Here is a 14166-nt window from a genome sequence, read left to right as displayed (position 1 = left end):
AGACATGCATGCGTATCGCGGTGTTCAACACCAAGTCCTATGACCGCCGCTTCCTGACCGAAGCGAACGCGGCATTCGGCCATGACCTGCATTTCCTCGAGCCCCGCCTCGAGCCCGCCACCGCATCGCTCGCCGCCGGGCACCAGGCGGTGTGCGTCTTCGTCAACGATGTCGTCGATGCCGAGGTGCTGGAAGTGCTGGCCGGGCAGGGGACGCGGCTGGTCGCGCTACGCTGTGCCGGGTTCAACAATGTCGATCTCGCCGCCGCGCATCGGCTCGGGATCGCCGTGGTCCGCGTGCCCGCCTATTCCCCCCATGCCGTTGCCGAGTTCACCATCGGGCTCCTGCTTGCGGTAGATCGCCATATCCCGCGCGCCTGGGCGCGGGTGCGCGACAATAATTTCGCGCTCGACGGCCTGATCGGCCGCAATCTCCACGGGCGCACCGTCGGCGTGATCGGCACCGGCAAGATCGGCGCGCTGGTCGCCCGCGGCCTCAGGCTCGGCTTTGGCTGCGAGGTGCTGGCCGCCGACCTCTATCCCGACCCCGAGCTGGAGCGCATCGGCGTCCGCTACCTTCCCCGCGACGAACTGCTGCGCACCGCCGAGATCGTCACCCTCCATTGCCCGCTCACCCCGGACACCCGCCACCTGATCGATACCGCGACGATCGACGCCGCCCGTGACGGCCTGATGATCGTCAACACCAGCCGCGGCGCACTGATCGATACCGCCGCGCTGATCGAGGGGCTCAAGTCCCGCAAGATCGGCGCCGTTGCGCTCGACGTCTATGAACAGGAAGCCGATCTGTTCTTCGAGGATCTGTCGAACGAGATCATCTCCGACGACCTTTTCCAGCGCCTGCTGACCTTCCCCAACGTGCTGGTTACCGGCCACCAGGCCTTCCTCACCGAGGAAGCGCTGGCCGCCATCGCCGAGACGACACTGCGCAGCGCCGCCGATGCCGAAGCGGGCAAGATGCTCCAGAACCGCGTCGATGCCGATCGGATCGCTGCTTCGAAGTGAGCAGGTCGACTTTCATCGCATAGCCATTCCCGGCAGGTTCCCGGCGCGGCTAGCCCGATTTCGGGCAGTCTTGCTCGTGTCGGGAGGGTTGGATGCGTTACCTGGCTGGTGTGGCCGCCATGGCCCTGTTCGCAGCGGCGCCCGCAAGCGCCGATGCCGTCGATGACTATGTCCGCACCCAGATGGAAGCCGGGCACATCCCCGGGATCGCCGTCGCCGTGGTCCGCAAGGGCAAGGTCGAGACGGTGCGCAGCTACGGGCTCGCCAATCTCGAATGGAACGCACCCGTGGGGCCGGACACGCGCTTCCAGACCGCGTCCGCCACCAAGATCTTCACCGGCATCGCGCTGATGCGGCTGGTCGAGGCCGGCAAGCTCCGCCTCGACGACACGCTTGATCGCTTCTTCCCCGATGCCCCCGCCAGCTGGCGCGAGATCACGATCCTCAACCTCGCCAGCCACAGCTCCGGCCTGTCCGAGAAGCTGCCCGAGCATAAGGACAATGTCGTGGACACGCTCGCAGCCGCGATGCAGGCGCCGCTGGCCTATGCGCCGGGCACCGAGAGCCGCTATGGCTTCACCGATTTCGTCGTGCTGCGCGCGGTGATGGAGAAGGTGGCGGGCAAGGACATCGCCGCGATCTTTCGCGACGAGATCTGCGTTCCACTCGGCCTGAAGGACACCGGCTTCAACTTCGAGCGCCAGGGTGGACCGTTCCGCTCGTCGCTGCCGCTCCCGCACCGCGCCGCCATCCATGCCTGGCGCGACGGCGAGCAGCGGATGAGCAGCTTCGTCTATGGTGAGACCGGCTATGCCGCCGGTGGCCTGCACAGCTCGGCGCGCGATTTCGCCGCCCTGTTCGCCGCGCTCGATCGCGGGGAGCTGCTCAAGCCCGAAAGCCAGCAGCTGCTCGAGACGCCCCCCTTGCTCAAGACCGGCAAGCCCGCCAGCTTCGGCGTGGGCTGGACCGCCGGCACCTATCATGGCGTAAAGGTCGTCGGGCACAGCGGCGGCCCCGCGCTCGCCGACATCCTCCATGCCGGTGCCGAAGGGCTGACGGTGATCGTCCTCACCAACCAGCAGCGTTACTATCCGCTGCTCGCGCGTGGCATCGCCGATTTCTACCTGCCCCGGCCGGCCGCGCCCAGGGCGGTGCCGGATACGAAGCCCGAACTCACCGCGCTGATGCGCGAAGCGATGGCCGAAGCGGCGGCGGGCAAGCTCGATCGCAAGCGCTATGCCGAAAGCGCACTCAAGGGGCCGGTGCCGTTCCTCGAGGATTACGGCCAGCCGCTGCTCGCCGCGCTCGGCCCGGTCCAGCGCGTCACCCTGGTCGCGGATACGCCCGGCAAGGACGAGCATGTCCGCCTCTATGCGATCGCTTTCAGGAACCAGTCGATGACCTGGCGCTTCGGCATCGATGCCGCCGGCAGGATCACCGACCTCCACCCGCCTTCGGACGATTGACCGGGAGCTTTGCCATGACTCGCCATCCCCCCATTCTCGCCTTTGCCGCCTCGCTGCTGCTCGTTCAGGGCGCGGCCGTCGCGCAGGATGTGCCCCAGCCGCCGGCGCCCGCCGGGCCGCCCGCCGAGGATCCGGTCTGCACCAAGCTGCGCGCCGAAGTCGCCCAGGCCGAGCGCGACATGCAGGCCGAGAGCATCGGCATGACCAGGATGGCCGAGGACATGCGCAAGAAGATGCAGGCGCGATCCAAGGCTGCGCGTACCGGTGGGCTGCTCTCCAGCCTGGCCGGCCTGATCCCGGGCGTCGGCACGGCGGTGTCGATGGGTGGCTCGCTGATGTCCAGCGCGGCGACCGCCGGCATGGGCAGCAACGGCATGCCGAAGGAGATGGATCAGGCGATGGACCGCCAGTTCGCGCTCAGCGAGCGGATGCTCACCGCGTCGCAGGCGCTGCACAATCGCTGCGGCGACAGCGGCTCCGGTCCGGACGCGCCGATGTCGCTCGAGGAACTCAAGGCCCTGCGCGCCGAGACAGCGAAGGTCGCGGCCGAAAACCCCGACTGAGGCGGTTGGCGCAGCCTTATCGTGCCTCTATCGTTCCCCCATTGAATGGAGGAACGGCGTGACGATCGATCTGTCGGACTATGAGAAGGGCGAGAAGCTCCACGGCGACTATGAAAAGGCGCTGGCCAAGGTCCAGAAGCGGCTGAGCCACATCCACTACGCCCATATCGTCCACCGCCGCCGCGCGATCGTCGCGTTCGAAGGGTGGGATGCGGCAGGGAAGGGCGGCATCATCCAGCGCCTCACCGCCGAATGGGACCCGCGCTACTACGAAGTCTGGCCGATTTCCGCGCCCACCCAGGAGGAGCTGGCCCATCATTTCCTCTGGCGCTTCTGGCGCCGGCTGCCCGCCCAGCACAATATCGCGATCTTCGACCGTACCTGGTACGGCCGCGTCCTGGTCGAGCGGGTCGAGGGCTTTGCCGGCAAGGCCGAGTGGGAACGCGGCTATGCCGAGATCAACGATTTCGAGGCCCAGCAGGTCACGGCCGGCACCACCCTCGTGAAGGTCTTCGTCCACGTCACCCAGAAGACCCAGGACAAGCGGCTCAAGGACCGGCTCGAACATCCCTGGAAGCGCTGGAAGACCGGGCTCGACGATTATCGCAACCGGGCGAAGCGCCCCGACTATCTCGAGGCGATGCACGAGATGTTCAAGCGCACCAACACCGAGCATGCGCCCTGGATCGTGATCGACGGGAACGACAAGAAGTCCGCCCGCATCACCGCGCTCACCGCGATCGCCGATGCGCTGGAAAAGCATGTGCCGATGACCCCGCCCGAGCTCGATCCCGAGGTGGAGAAGGTCGCAAAGAAGGCGCTCGACCTTTGATCCGGTCGCGGCAAAGTTGAGTTTCGTCGCAAGGAAATCGCGTTCCGCGCCGAAGTGGTTTGTTCAAGCAACACACTTCACAGGTTCGGAACCCCGATGCGCACCCTTGCCGCCGCTGCCCTGCTTCTGCTCGCCGCTCCCGTCTCGGCGGCACCCGATGACCTCACGCCGGCCGCGGCCACCCGCGCGGTCGATGCGCTGATCACCGGGCTCGACACCTATTCCTATCCCGATGTCGGCACGCGCATCCAGGCGCTCCTCCGCAAGGAACGGGGCCGCCTGATCGCGATCCGCGACCGTGAGGCCCTGGTCACGCAGGTCAACGCGCTCCTCGCCGAGAGCCACGACCTGCATCTCAAGATCAGGATCAACACGATCACGCCGGATCGCACGCCGGTCCCGAATGAAGCCGCGCTGCTCGAGAAGCATATCGCTCACGGGCTGATGGGCGTGCGCCGCCTGCCGGGCAATATCGGCTATCTCAAGCTGCGCTACTTCGCCCAGGACGCCGATGGCGCCGTGATGATCGATCGCGCGATGGAGATGCTCCGCGACACCAACGCGCTGATCATCGACCTGCGCGAGAATACCGGCGGCGGCGGTACCGCGGATTCGCGCCTGCTCGGCCATCTCTCGGCCACCCCGATCCCGATGGCGAAGATCACCTGGCGCAACCGGGACGGCACCACCGAAGTCGAGCAGCGCCACACCGATATCCCGGCCGGCGGCTCACTCTATCTCGACAAGCCGGTGTTCGTGCTCACCGCCAACCGCACCTTCTCGGCGGCGGAGGGCTTCGCCTATGACCTTCAGGCCGCCCACCGCGCCGTGCTGGTCGGCGAGCCCACCCGCGGCGGCGCCAATCCGCAGAACCGCCCGGTCGAGCTCGGTGCCGGCATGAGCGCCTTCGTCCCCAACGGCCGGGTCGAGCATCCGACCACCCATGACAATTGGGAAGGCAAGGGCGTCCAGCCCGATATCCGCACCGAGCCGCGCGCCGCACTGGTCGAGGCCTATCGCCGTGCGCTCGCCGCCGCGAAGCCACTGGTCGCTACGCCCAAGTCCGAACAGGAGCGCGCCGACGCGATCGCCGATCCGGAAGGCACGCTGAAGACCGACGCCGGGCTCTGACCACCCCAGCCATTTGACCCTGCGCAAGGCGAGGTGGGACAGGGCGGGGCAGGGTCATGCCATGACCCGCATCCTCTTGCTCGATGGCCATCCGGACCCCGATCCCGCCCGCTACGGCCATGCGCTGGTCGATGCCTATGCCGAGGGGGCGGTAGGCGCGGCGCACGAAGTCCGCCGCGTCCGCATCGCCGATCTCGATTTCCCGATCCTGCGCACCCAGGACGAATATCGCGAGGAGCCGGTCCTCCCGGTGATCGAGGCGATCCAGCGCGACCTGCTCTGGGCCGAGCATGTCGCGATCTTCTATCCGCTCTGGCTCGGCGACGTGCCGGCGTGGTTCAAGGCGTTCCTCGAACAGTTGCTCCGCCCCGATTTCGCCTTCCGCTATGTCAAGCAGGGCTTTCCCGAACCGCTGCTCCAGGGCCGCTCGGCGCGCGTGGTGGTGACGATGCAGACGCCCGCGCCGGTCTATAGCTGGCTCTACCGCGCCCACAGCCTCAAGAGCCTGGAGCGCAACATCCTGCGCTTCTGCGGGCTCGGCCCGGTCCGGCACAAGATCATCGGCAGCGTCGATGGCGGCTGGACCCCGCGCAAACGCTATCTGGAGGAAGTCGCCGAACTCGGCGCCGCCGCGCGTTAGGCCGGCGCGAACTCGCCGTCGTCGCCCATCACGTGCAGCACGCCGTCCGCGATCGCGAAATAGGCGCCGTGGATCTTCAGCCGTCCCTCGGCCAGCCGCTTGCTGACGAAGGGGAAGGTGGTGAGGTTGGTCAGCGACACCCGCACCGTCTCCAGCTCGAGCGCGCGCACCGCCTCGGGCCCGGTGCCATATTTGGCGACGACCTGCTCGCGCGCCGCATCGAGCATGTCGACCCAGTGGGCGATGAACCCGCCTTCACCGTTCGCCGCGCCCTTGAAGCGCTGCGACAGCGCCGCGCCGACACCGCCGCACGCGCCATGGCCGAGCACCAGGATCTCGGGCACCTCGAGCTGGTTCACCGCGAACTCCAGCGCGGCCGACACGCCGTGGCGGCTCGCATCATCCTCGAACGGCGGCACCAGGTTGGCGACGTTGCGCACCACGAAGATCTCGCCGGGCACGGTATCGAAGATCTGCGCCGGATCGACCCGGCTGTCCGAACAGGCGATCACCATCACCCGCGGGCTCTGGCCTTCGCTCAACCCCGACCAGCGGTCGCGATGCCGCCGATATTCGCTGGTCCGGAAGCGCTGATAGCCGTCGAGCAGGTCGGTGAAGTCGGTCATGGCGGATGCCCTAGCGTCCGCTTTTCCGACTGCCAAGGTTTGTATCGAAGTGTTGCGGAGGCCACAGCTTGACGAAAGTGCAACCAGGGCTGGAAACGCCGGCCCAGCCGCTCTATCTGGCCCCCATGAACGATCTCTCCGCAGCACCGCGTCCCGAGCGTCAGCGCAAGCCCGACTGGATCCGCGTAAAGGCTCCGACCTCGGAAGGTTTCGCGAAAACCCGGGCGCTGATGCGCTCGAAGAACCTCGTCACCGTTTGCGAGGAAGCGGCCTGTCCGAACATCGGCGAGTGCTGGACGAAGAAACACGCCACGGTGATGATCCTGGGCGACGTCTGCACGCGCGCCTGCCGCTTCTGCAACGTCAAGACCGGCATGCCGCGCAAGGTCGATCCGCTGGAGCCGCAGCACGTCGCGGAAGCCGCCGCGCAGATGGGCCTCGAGCACATCGTCATCACCTCGGTCGATCGTGACGATCTGCCCGACGGCGGCGCCAGCCAGTTCGTCAAGGTGATCGAGGAGATCCGCAAGGCCAACCCGACCACCACGATCGAGATCCTGACGCCGGACTTCCGCAACAAACATGAAGCCGCGATCGAAGCGATCGTCGCTGCCCGCCCGGACGTCTACAACCACAACCTGGAAACCGTCCCCAGGCTCTACCCGACGATCCGCCCGGGCGCGCGCTATTATGCGTCGCTGCGCCTGCTGGAGACGGTCAAGCGCCTCGACCCGACGATCTTCACCAAGTCTGGCATCATGCTCGGCCTGGGCGAGCAGCGCCTGGAGGTCCACCAGGTGATGGACGACATGCGCTCGGCCGACATCGATTTCCTGACGATGGGCCAGTATCTCCAGCCCACACCGCGCCACGCCAAGGTCGAGGAGTTCGTCACCCCCGCCGCCTTCCAGGCCTATGGCGCGATCGGCCGGGCCAAGGGCTTCCTCCAGGTCGCCTCCTCGCCGCTGACCCGCTCGAGCTATCACGCCGGCGAGGACTTCGCCGAGATGAAGGCCGCGCGCGAGGCGAAGCTGGCCAAGGGGGCCAAGTGAAATTTCTCCCCGGAGCGGGGAGGGTATTCCACCATCGTCATTCCCGCGAAGGCGGGGATCCATTCATCCTGAAATCGGGATAGATGGGCGACGGCACCGCCAATGGATTCCCGCCTTCGCGGGAATGACGGCAATAGGAAGCGTTTCGAACCAGAAGAGACAATGCCCAAGCATTCCGAAACCCGCCCGCTGCCCTACACGCCGGAGCAGATGTTCGACCTCGTCGCCGACGTCGCCAGATATCCGGAATTCCTGCCCTGGGTCAGCGCGATCCGTGTCCGCTCGAACAGCGATACGCAGATGCTCGCGGACATGATCGTCGGCTTCAAGGGCCTGCGCGAGACCTTCACCTCGCGCGTCACCAAGGCGCGCCCGGCCAGCCTGCACATCGAATATGTCGATGGCCCGCTCAAGCACCTCAACAATGACTGGGGCTTTCGCAGCGACGGGCAGGGGGGCTGCCTGGTCGATTTCACCGTCGACTTCGCCTTCAAGAACCGCGTGTTCGAGATGCTCGCCGGCCAGATGTTCGACCGGGCGCTGCGCAAGATGATCAACGCGTTCGAGGAACGCGCTGCCCGGCTCTACGGCGATTCGACGTCGGCTTCGTCCGCCTCGGGCGCCGCGGCACCCGGCATCAGCAGCTCGAGCGCGCACAACGCCGCCTGAAGGCGGATGCCGGCACGGCCGTTATTCTCGAAATGGCGGGCATCCGCGACGATGTGATCGGGATCGGCGTTGCGCACCGCCTGGGCGAACACCACCGTGCCCACCGGCTTCTTTTCGCTGCCGCCATCGGGGCCGGCGATCCCGGTGATCGCCACCGCGACATCGGCATGGGTGCGGGCGAGGGCGCCCTGCGCCATGCTCCAGGCGACCGCGATCGAGACCGAGCCGAAGGTCTCCAGCACGTCGCTGCCGACCTTGAGCACATCGTGCTTGGCTTCGTTCGAATAGGTGACGAACCCGGCGTCGAAGACGTCGGAGGAGCCGGGGATCTCGGTGAGCGCGGCCGAGACGAGGCCGCCCGTGCAGCTCTCGGCCACGGCGACGCGGCGCCCGGCTGCGCGATTGGCTTCAAGCACCTTGCGCGCTGCGGCGACCAGCTCCGGCGGGAGAATCGTGTCCATAGGGCGGGGCATGTGCCACCGTAATGTTGCCGACGCGAGTCAGTTCGTTCCCTGAGGCGGCGGGGAGAGTGTCCCACGCCCCCAATGCTCGGCAGTTCCCCGGCGAAGGCCGGGGCCCAGGGTTTCTCTGCCGTTTCGCTTGTGACCCTGGGCCCCGGCTTTCGCCGGGGAGCCGCAAGACCATCACTCAGGCAGGCACCCGCACCGTCGCCACCGCCTGCGCGGCCATGCCCTCGCCGCGCCCGGTGAACCCCAGCCGCTCGGTGGTCGTCGCCTTCACGCTCACTTCGGACACCCGCAGCCCCAGGATCGCGGCAATACTCGCCCGGATCGCCTCGCGGTGCGGGCCCACCTTGGGCGCCTCGCAGATGATCGTGACGTCGACGAAATCGATCACGCCACCCTCGGCCGCCACCAGGCCCGCCGCATGCTGGAGGAACTGCGCCGAGGCCGCCCCGCGCCATTTCGGGTCGCTCGGCGGGAAGTGCATGCCGATATCGCCCGCGCCGATCGTGCCGAGCAGCGCGTCGGTGATCGCGTGCAGCACCACATCGGCGTCGCTATGCCCGGAAAGCCCGCGCGAATAGGGCACCTTCACCCCGCCCAGCCAGAGCTCCTCGCCCTCGGCGAAGCGGTGCACGTCATAGCCGGTCGCGGTCCGTACCCGCATCGAAGCCCCGAACCGCGCCTCGGCGGCGGCGAAATCATTGGGGTGGGTGATCTTCTCGAGCATCGTGCTCCCTTCCACGACTGCAACCGTCTTGCCGAGTGCGCGCACCATCTGCGCGTCATCGGTCGCTTCCTGATCCGGCGGCCACGCCGCATGCGCCTCGGCGATATCGGCCCCGCGAAACGCCTGTGGCGTCTGCACCCGCACAAGCCCTTCGCGCGGAACAGACGCTCCGGACGCGGAAACAAGCGTATCCGCCACCGGCAGGCCCGGAATGGCTCCGGCATGATCGTCCAGCGCCGCCAGCAGTCGGTCGATAACGGCGTGCGACAGGAAGGGACGGGCGGCATCGTGGATCAGCACGCGGTCCGCATCCCCCGCCAGCACCAGACCGTTCTGTACGCTTTCCCGCCGCGTCGCCCCACCGTTCGCAAGGGGCACATCCCCCAGCACCGCGTGCAGCGCCGATTCCTGGCCTTCGCCAACAACTACGACCACAGCGTCCACTTCAGGATGGGACGTCAAGGCGTCGAAGCTGTGCCGGAGCATCGGCTTGCCGGCCAGCGGCGCGAACTGCTTGGGCACGCTCCCCCCGGCCCGGGTACCGCTCCCGGCGGCGACGATAATGGCGACAGTCCTCATCGCCAGTCGCCTAGCGTATGCCCCGTAGCGCTGCCACCATTTGATTTCCCCAACTACGCGCATAGTATCTGCCGGCATTGGAGGCCCGCATGCTCATCCTCACCTTGCTCGCACTCCTCGCCCAACAGGATGTCCCCGAGCAGGACTATGGGCGGAGCGAGATGATCTCGACCGGCGCGAGCCCCCTTCACTCCGAAAGCTGGATCACCGATCACGACTATCCAGCGGAAATCCGCCGAAAGCTCGGGCGCCGAAGCGTCAAGGTGGCCCTGGCCGTCGGCGAGCAGGGGCAGGTGGGGGGATGCAAGGTTGCCAGGTCCAGCGGATCGCGATGGCTTGATCGCGAGACCTGCAGGCTGCTGCTGAAGCGCGCCGAGTTCACGCCCGCCATCACGCCGATGGGCAATCTTGCCACGGAGTTTCGCATGATCATCCATTGGCCGCCAAAACCAGGCGAGCCTGAATAGCCTTCCAATGTAGGAAATCCTCCGGCAGCCTCGAAGCTCAGCCGGTTCCCGCCGGCCGCTCTTTGAACTGTCGATACGCCGAAGCGAGCACAGGATTTCCCGCACTCGCGCAACGGCTTGCCGCAACGCTGCGAGGGCACCGCGCCAACATCCGCGTTCAAGGCGTCAGGCAATGCGCACATCGACTCCGCGGAAACCCGCGCGTTTCCGCCATTCCTGGCTGATTTCCATTCCCCGGAGCGCCACCGCGCAACCCGCCTGGCGCGCAACCAACGCCAGCTTCCGCGTCCGGAACCGTCTACTTGCCAATATCTGCTTGTACCTGTAGGTGCCGCTGCCTATTTTTCAGGCATTGTCATGAGCGAACTCGCCCCCATCCAGATCGGCCCGGTGACGGTCGAAGACCCGGTCATTCTCGCGCCGATGACCGGCGTGACCGACCTGCCGTTCCGCCGCGCCGTGCGCCGTTACGGCTCGGGCCTCAACGTCACCGAGATGATCGCCAGCGCCGCCGCGATCCGCGACACGCGCCAGTCGATCCAGAAGGCCGCCTGGGATCCGATCGAGGAGCCGGTGTCGATGCAGCTCGTCGGCTGCTCGCCCGCCGAGATGGCCGAGGCCGCCAAGCTCAACGAGGATCGCGGCGCCGCGATCATCGACATCAACATGGGCTGCCCGGTCCGCAAGGTCACCAATGGCGATGCCGGCTCGGCGCTGATGCGCGACCTCAAGCATGCCGCCTCGCTGATCGACGCCTGCGTCAAGGCGGTCGACGTGCCGGTCACGCTCAAGATGCGCATGGGCTGGTGCCATGACAGCCTCAACGCGCCGGAACTGGCCCGCATCGCCGAGGATCTCGGGGTGAAGATGGTCACGGTGCATGGCCGCACCCGCAACCAGATGTATCGCGGCTCGGCCGACTGGGCGTTCGTCCGCACGGTCAAGGACGCGGTGAAGATCCCGGTGATCGTCAATGGCGACATCTGCTCGGTCGAGGATGCCCGCGAGGCGCTGCGCCAGTCGGGCGCGGACGGGGTGATGATCGGCCGCGGCGCGTACGGCAAGCCCTGGGTGCTGCGCCAGGTGATGGATGCGCTGACGGGCAAGGGCGAGCGCGCCGACCCGAGCATCGACGAACAATATCGTGTGATTATCGAGCATTACGTCGATAGTCTCGAACATTATGGTGAGATGACCGGCGTCAACATGATGCGCAAGCATCTCGGCTGGTACACCAAGGGCCTCACCGGCTCGGCGGAATTCCGCAACAAGGTCAACCAGATAGCCGACGCCAAGACGGTGCTGGCGATGCTCGACGAATTCTACGCGCCGTGGCGTTCCCGCGCGGCGGCCTGAGGCGGCTGCGGCCTGCGCCGCCCGCCACTGGCCCCAGCTTCGCGGAGATGTTCGCCGCGCTCCCCGTCGCGGTCCTCGTCATCGATCCCGACGGTCGCATCGCCCATGCCAATGCGGCGTGCGAGGCGATGCTCAACCATGCCGAGACCACGATGATCGGCCAGCCCTATGACGCGGTGCTGAGCCCGCCCGATGGTTATGTCGATCGGCGTGACGGGCACGGCTTCGCTGCCTTCGACATCGAGATCGAGGCGATCCGCGGCCCGCGCATCCGTGTCGATTTCGTCGAGACGATGGTCGCCGATCATCCGGGCTGGCGCATCGTCACCCTCCATCACGCGCCCCAGTCCCGCCGGGTGGCGCAGGGCGCCGACCGTAGCGCCGGCGCCCGTGCCGCGGTGGGTGCCGCCGCGATGCTGGCGCATGAGATCAAGAACCCGCTCTCGGGCATCCGCGGCGCCGCGCAGCTGCTCGCCAGCTCGGGCGAGGACCGCGAGCTCACCGGCCTGATCACCACCGAAGTCGATCGCATCGTCGCGCTGATCGACCGGATGCAGGATTTCACCGACACGCGGCCGCTCAAGCTCGAGCCGACCAATGTCTATCCGCTGCTCGACCATGCCCGCCGCGTCGCGCTGGCCGGCTTTGCCCGCGGCATGGTGATCGAGGAGCGCTTCGATCCCTCGCTGCCGCAGGTGCTGATCGATCCCGACGCCTTCCAGCAGGTGATGATGAACCTGCTCAAGAACGCCGCCGAGGCGCTGGGCGGGCTGGCCCAGCCACGCATCGTGCTGACCACCGCCTATCGCCACGGCATGTCGGTCAGCACCGGCGCCGGCCGTCCGCGCGTGCCGCTGCCGATCGAGATCTGCGTCATGGACAATGGCCCCGGCGCGCCCGAGGACATTGCCGAGCACCTGTTCGAGCCCTTCGTATCGGGCAAGCCGGAGGGGAAGGGGCTGGGCCTCCCGCTCGTCGAGAAGCTGGTCCGCGACATGGGCGGGATCATCCAATATGCCCGGGAACGCCCCCCTGAAATGACAGTCTTCCGTATTTTGCTCCCGCGAGCCAAGGCATGAGCGGCTCGGTCCTGGTCGTCGACGACGACAGCGCGATCCGCACCGTGGTCGCCGCCGCGCTGCGCCGCGAAGGCCATGCCGTCACGACGGCAGCCAGCCTCGCCGAGCTGCGCCGCGCGATCGGTGCGGCACTACCCGATGTGCTGGTCACCGACGTGGTGCTGCCCGACGGCAACGGCCTCGACGAAGTCGCCAGGCTCACCGCCGAGCATCCCGCCCTGCCGGTGATCGTCTTCTCCGCGCAGAACACGCTGGCGACGGCAGTCCGCGCCACCGAGGTCGGCGCCTTCGACTACCTCCCCAAGCCCTTCGACCTCGACGTGCTCGGCCAGGCCGTGCGCAGCGCCATCGCCCGCGGCCGCCATGCCCCCGCCGAGCAGCCCGATGAAGAGCTGAGTGGCGGCTCTTCGCTGATCGGCCGCTCGCCGGCGATGCAGGAGGTCTACCGGGTCATCGCCCGCGTCGTCTCGAACGACCTCACGGTGCTGATCTCGGGCGAGTCGGGCACCGGCAAGGAGCTGGTCGCCAAGGCGATCCACGATCTCGGCCCGCGCCGCCGCGCGCCCTTCGTCGCGCTCAACATGGCCGCGATCCCGCGCGAGCTGATCGAGGCGGAGCTGTTCGGGCATGAGCGGGGTGCCTTTACCGGCGCTGCCGCCCGCGTCGCCGGCAAGTTCGAGCAGGCGGCCGGGGGCACGCTGTTCCTCGACGAGATCGGCGACATGCCGATGGACGCGCAGACGCGCCTGCTCCGCGTGCTCCAGCAGGGCGAGTTCACCACCGTCGGCGGTGCCCGCGCGATCAAGGCCGATGTCCGCATCGTCGCGGCGACCAACAAGGATTTGGCGGCGCTGGTCCAGGCCGGGCAGTTCCGCGAGGACCTGTTCTACCGCCTCAACGTCGTCCCCATCGCGTTGCCCTCGCTGCGCGAACGCCGCGACGATGTGCCCTTGCTCGCCCGCCATTTCCTCGATCGCGCCGCCGAGGATGGCCTGCCGCGCAAGAGCCTCGCGGCCGACGCGGTGCGGGTACTCGAGACCTATGACTGGCCCGGCAATGTCCGCCAGCTCGAGAACCTCATGCGCCGCATAGCCGCGCTCAGCCGTGACGAAGTGATCGACGGCGACGCCCTGCGCCGCGCCCTGGGCGAGGCCAGTGCCGCACCGGTCCAGGCGACTCGAGACGAAGGCATCGAGGCCGCCGTCCGCGCCCGGCTCGAGCGCATCGCCATCGAGGAGCCCCGCGCGCTCGACGACGGCACGCTCTACGATCGCATCATCGGCGAGGTCGAGCGCCCGCTGATCGAGGCGATGCTCGCGCGCCACGGCGGCAACCAGCTCCGCGCCGCCCGCGCGCTGGGGATCAACCGGAATACGCTGCGGAAACGGCTCGATACGCTCGGCATCGATGTCGGCCCCAATCGCCCGGATGGTGCCGAATAGCGACAGACTGCGCACGATTATGTGTTCTTTTTGCCACAATCTCGA

General features: G+C 67.5%; 15 protein-coding genes. 12 read left to right on the top strand and 3 right to left on the bottom strand.

What is annotated here, in order from left to right; translation table 11 throughout:
• Positions 1-8: 8 nt before the first annotated feature.
• The 6 genes from AC1RJ5_RS01535 (at position 9) to AC1RJ5_RS01510 (ending at position 5657) form a co-directional block, all read left to right on the top strand.
• A complete protein-coding gene (locus AC1RJ5_RS01535) occupies positions 9-1025 on the top strand; it encodes a 2-hydroxyacid dehydrogenase (protein WP_269575396.1) in 1017 nt (338 codons plus the stop codon).
• 92 nt (positions 1026-1117) lie between these two features.
• Complete coding sequence (locus AC1RJ5_RS01530) at positions 1118-2491, top strand: serine hydrolase domain-containing protein (RefSeq protein ID WP_493111333.1); 1374 nt, start codon at positions 1118-1120, stop codon at positions 2489-2491.
• A gap of 14 nt (positions 2492-2505) precedes the next feature.
• A complete protein-coding gene (locus AC1RJ5_RS01525) occupies positions 2506-3054 on the top strand; it encodes a hypothetical protein (protein ID WP_342249769.1) in 549 nt (182 codons plus the stop codon).
• A gap of 58 nt (positions 3055-3112) precedes the next feature.
• Entirely contained in the window at positions 3113-3886 is a 774-nt protein-coding gene (locus tag AC1RJ5_RS01520) for a polyphosphate kinase 2 family protein (protein ID WP_493111331.1), read from the top strand.
• A gap of 96 nt (positions 3887-3982) precedes the next feature.
• On the top strand, positions 3983-5017 hold the full coding sequence (locus AC1RJ5_RS01515; protein ID WP_493111329.1) for a S41 family peptidase: 1035 nt from the start codon (positions 3983-3985) through the stop codon (positions 5015-5017).
• A gap of 61 nt (positions 5018-5078) precedes the next feature.
• On the top strand, positions 5079-5657 hold the full coding sequence (locus AC1RJ5_RS01510) for an NAD(P)H-dependent oxidoreductase (protein ID WP_493111327.1): 579 nt from the start codon (positions 5079-5081) through the stop codon (positions 5655-5657).
• Here the strand turns inward: AC1RJ5_RS01510 and AC1RJ5_RS01505 are convergent.
• Entirely contained in the window at positions 5654-6283 is a 630-nt protein-coding gene (locus AC1RJ5_RS01505) for a carbonic anhydrase (protein WP_184165958.1), read from the bottom strand. The two genes, AC1RJ5_RS01510 and AC1RJ5_RS01505, sit on opposite strands and share 4 nt — an antisense overlap.
• 125 nt (positions 6284-6408) lie before the next feature.
• On the opposite strand from AC1RJ5_RS01505, the gene lipA reads away from it, so the two are divergent.
• Both lipA and AC1RJ5_RS01495 read left to right on the top strand, forming a co-directional pair.
• Positions 6409-7335, top strand: coding sequence for a lipoyl synthase (gene lipA, locus AC1RJ5_RS01500; protein ID WP_269575402.1), 927 nt, complete (start codon positions 6409-6411; stop codon positions 7333-7335).
• A 162-nt stretch (positions 7336-7497) separates the two neighbouring features.
• Complete coding sequence (locus tag AC1RJ5_RS01495; RefSeq protein WP_184165952.1) at positions 7498-8004, top strand: type II toxin-antitoxin system RatA family toxin; 507 nt, start codon at positions 7498-7500, stop codon at positions 8002-8004.
• On the opposite strand, the gene AC1RJ5_RS01490 is transcribed toward AC1RJ5_RS01495, so the two are convergent.
• Positions 7920-8465, bottom strand: coding sequence for a CinA family protein (locus AC1RJ5_RS01490; RefSeq protein ID WP_260396040.1), 546 nt, complete (start codon positions 8463-8465; stop codon positions 7920-7922). The genes AC1RJ5_RS01495 and AC1RJ5_RS01490 overlap by 85 nt on opposite strands.
• A 187-nt stretch (positions 8466-8652) precedes the next feature.
• Positions 8653-9777, bottom strand: coding sequence for a bifunctional 2-C-methyl-D-erythritol 4-phosphate cytidylyltransferase/2-C-methyl-D-erythritol 2,4-cyclodiphosphate synthase (locus tag AC1RJ5_RS01485; RefSeq protein WP_493111323.1), 1125 nt, complete (start codon positions 9775-9777; stop codon positions 8653-8655).
• A gap of 89 nt (positions 9778-9866) precedes the next feature.
• Between AC1RJ5_RS01485 and AC1RJ5_RS01480 the strand changes: the two genes are divergently transcribed.
• The 4 genes from AC1RJ5_RS01480 to ntrC all read left to right on the top strand — a co-directional run bounded on the left by AC1RJ5_RS01480 (position 9867) and on the right by ntrC (position 14121).
• Positions 9867-10244, top strand: coding sequence for a TonB family protein (locus AC1RJ5_RS01480; protein WP_342249765.1), 378 nt, complete (start codon positions 9867-9869; stop codon positions 10242-10244).
• Between the two features lie 357 nt (positions 10245-10601).
• A complete protein-coding gene (gene dusB / locus AC1RJ5_RS01475) occupies positions 10602-11600 on the top strand; it encodes a tRNA dihydrouridine synthase DusB (RefSeq protein ID WP_342249764.1) in 999 nt (332 codons plus the stop codon).
• Positions 11576-12679 (top strand): two-component system sensor histidine kinase NtrB, encoded by a 1104-nt coding sequence (locus tag AC1RJ5_RS01470; RefSeq protein ID WP_446745977.1) that lies wholly within the window; start codon positions 11576-11578, stop codon positions 12677-12679. The genes dusB and AC1RJ5_RS01470 overlap by 25 nt, the downstream gene beginning before the upstream one ends.
• Positions 12676-14121: a nitrogen regulation protein NR(I) gene (gene ntrC, locus AC1RJ5_RS01465; protein WP_493111320.1), complete on the top strand. Its 1446-nt coding sequence runs from the start codon at positions 12676-12678 to the stop codon at positions 14119-14121. Before AC1RJ5_RS01470 ends, ntrC begins: the two co-directional genes overlap by 4 nt.
• Positions 14122-14166: the final 45 nt, after the last annotated feature.

Source organism: Sphingomonas sp. GW822-FHT03G08 (genome assembly GCF_058801135.1).
The sequence above is the reverse complement of the archived record's forward strand: the minus strand, read 5'-3'. Positions and strand labels throughout refer to the sequence as shown.

Excerpts from the sequence above, each read along its gene's own strand:
- AC1RJ5_RS01535 (WP_269575396.1), top strand. The coding sequence starts at position 9 with ATGCGTATCGCGGTGTTCAACACCAAGTCCTATGACCGCCGCTTCCTG.
- AC1RJ5_RS01530 (WP_493111333.1), top strand. The coding sequence starts at position 1,118 with ATGCGTTACCTGGCTGGTGTGGCCGCCATGGCCCTGTTCGCAGCGGCG.
- AC1RJ5_RS01525 (WP_342249769.1), top strand. The coding sequence starts at position 2,506 with ATGACTCGCCATCCCCCCATTCTCGCCTTTGCCGCCTCGCTGCTGCTC.
- AC1RJ5_RS01515 (WP_493111329.1), top strand. The coding sequence starts at position 3,983 with ATGCGCACCCTTGCCGCCGCTGCCCTGCTTCTGCTCGCCGCTCCCGTC.
- AC1RJ5_RS01510 (WP_493111327.1), top strand. The coding sequence starts at position 5,079 with ATGACCCGCATCCTCTTGCTCGATGGCCATCCGGACCCCGATCCCGCC.
- AC1RJ5_RS01505 (WP_184165958.1), bottom strand. The coding sequence starts at position 6,283 with ATGACCGACTTCACCGACCTGCTCGACGGCTATCAGCGCTTCCGGACC.
- lipA (WP_269575402.1), top strand. The coding sequence starts at position 6,409 with ATGAACGATCTCTCCGCAGCACCGCGTCCCGAGCGTCAGCGCAAGCCC.
- AC1RJ5_RS01495 (WP_184165952.1), top strand. The coding sequence starts at position 7,498 with ATGCCCAAGCATTCCGAAACCCGCCCGCTGCCCTACACGCCGGAGCAG.
- AC1RJ5_RS01490 (WP_260396040.1), bottom strand. The coding sequence starts at position 8,465 with ATGGACACGATTCTCCCGCCGGAGCTGGTCGCCGCAGCGCGCAAGGTG.
- AC1RJ5_RS01485 (WP_493111323.1), bottom strand. The coding sequence starts at position 9,777 with ATGAGGACTGTCGCCATTATCGTCGCCGCCGGGAGCGGTACCCGGGCC.
- AC1RJ5_RS01480 (WP_342249765.1), top strand. The coding sequence starts at position 9,867 with ATGCTCATCCTCACCTTGCTCGCACTCCTCGCCCAACAGGATGTCCCC.
- dusB (WP_342249764.1), top strand. The coding sequence starts at position 10,602 with ATGAGCGAACTCGCCCCCATCCAGATCGGCCCGGTGACGGTCGAAGAC.
- ntrC (WP_493111320.1), top strand. The coding sequence starts at position 12,676 with ATGAGCGGCTCGGTCCTGGTCGTCGACGACGACAGCGCGATCCGCACC.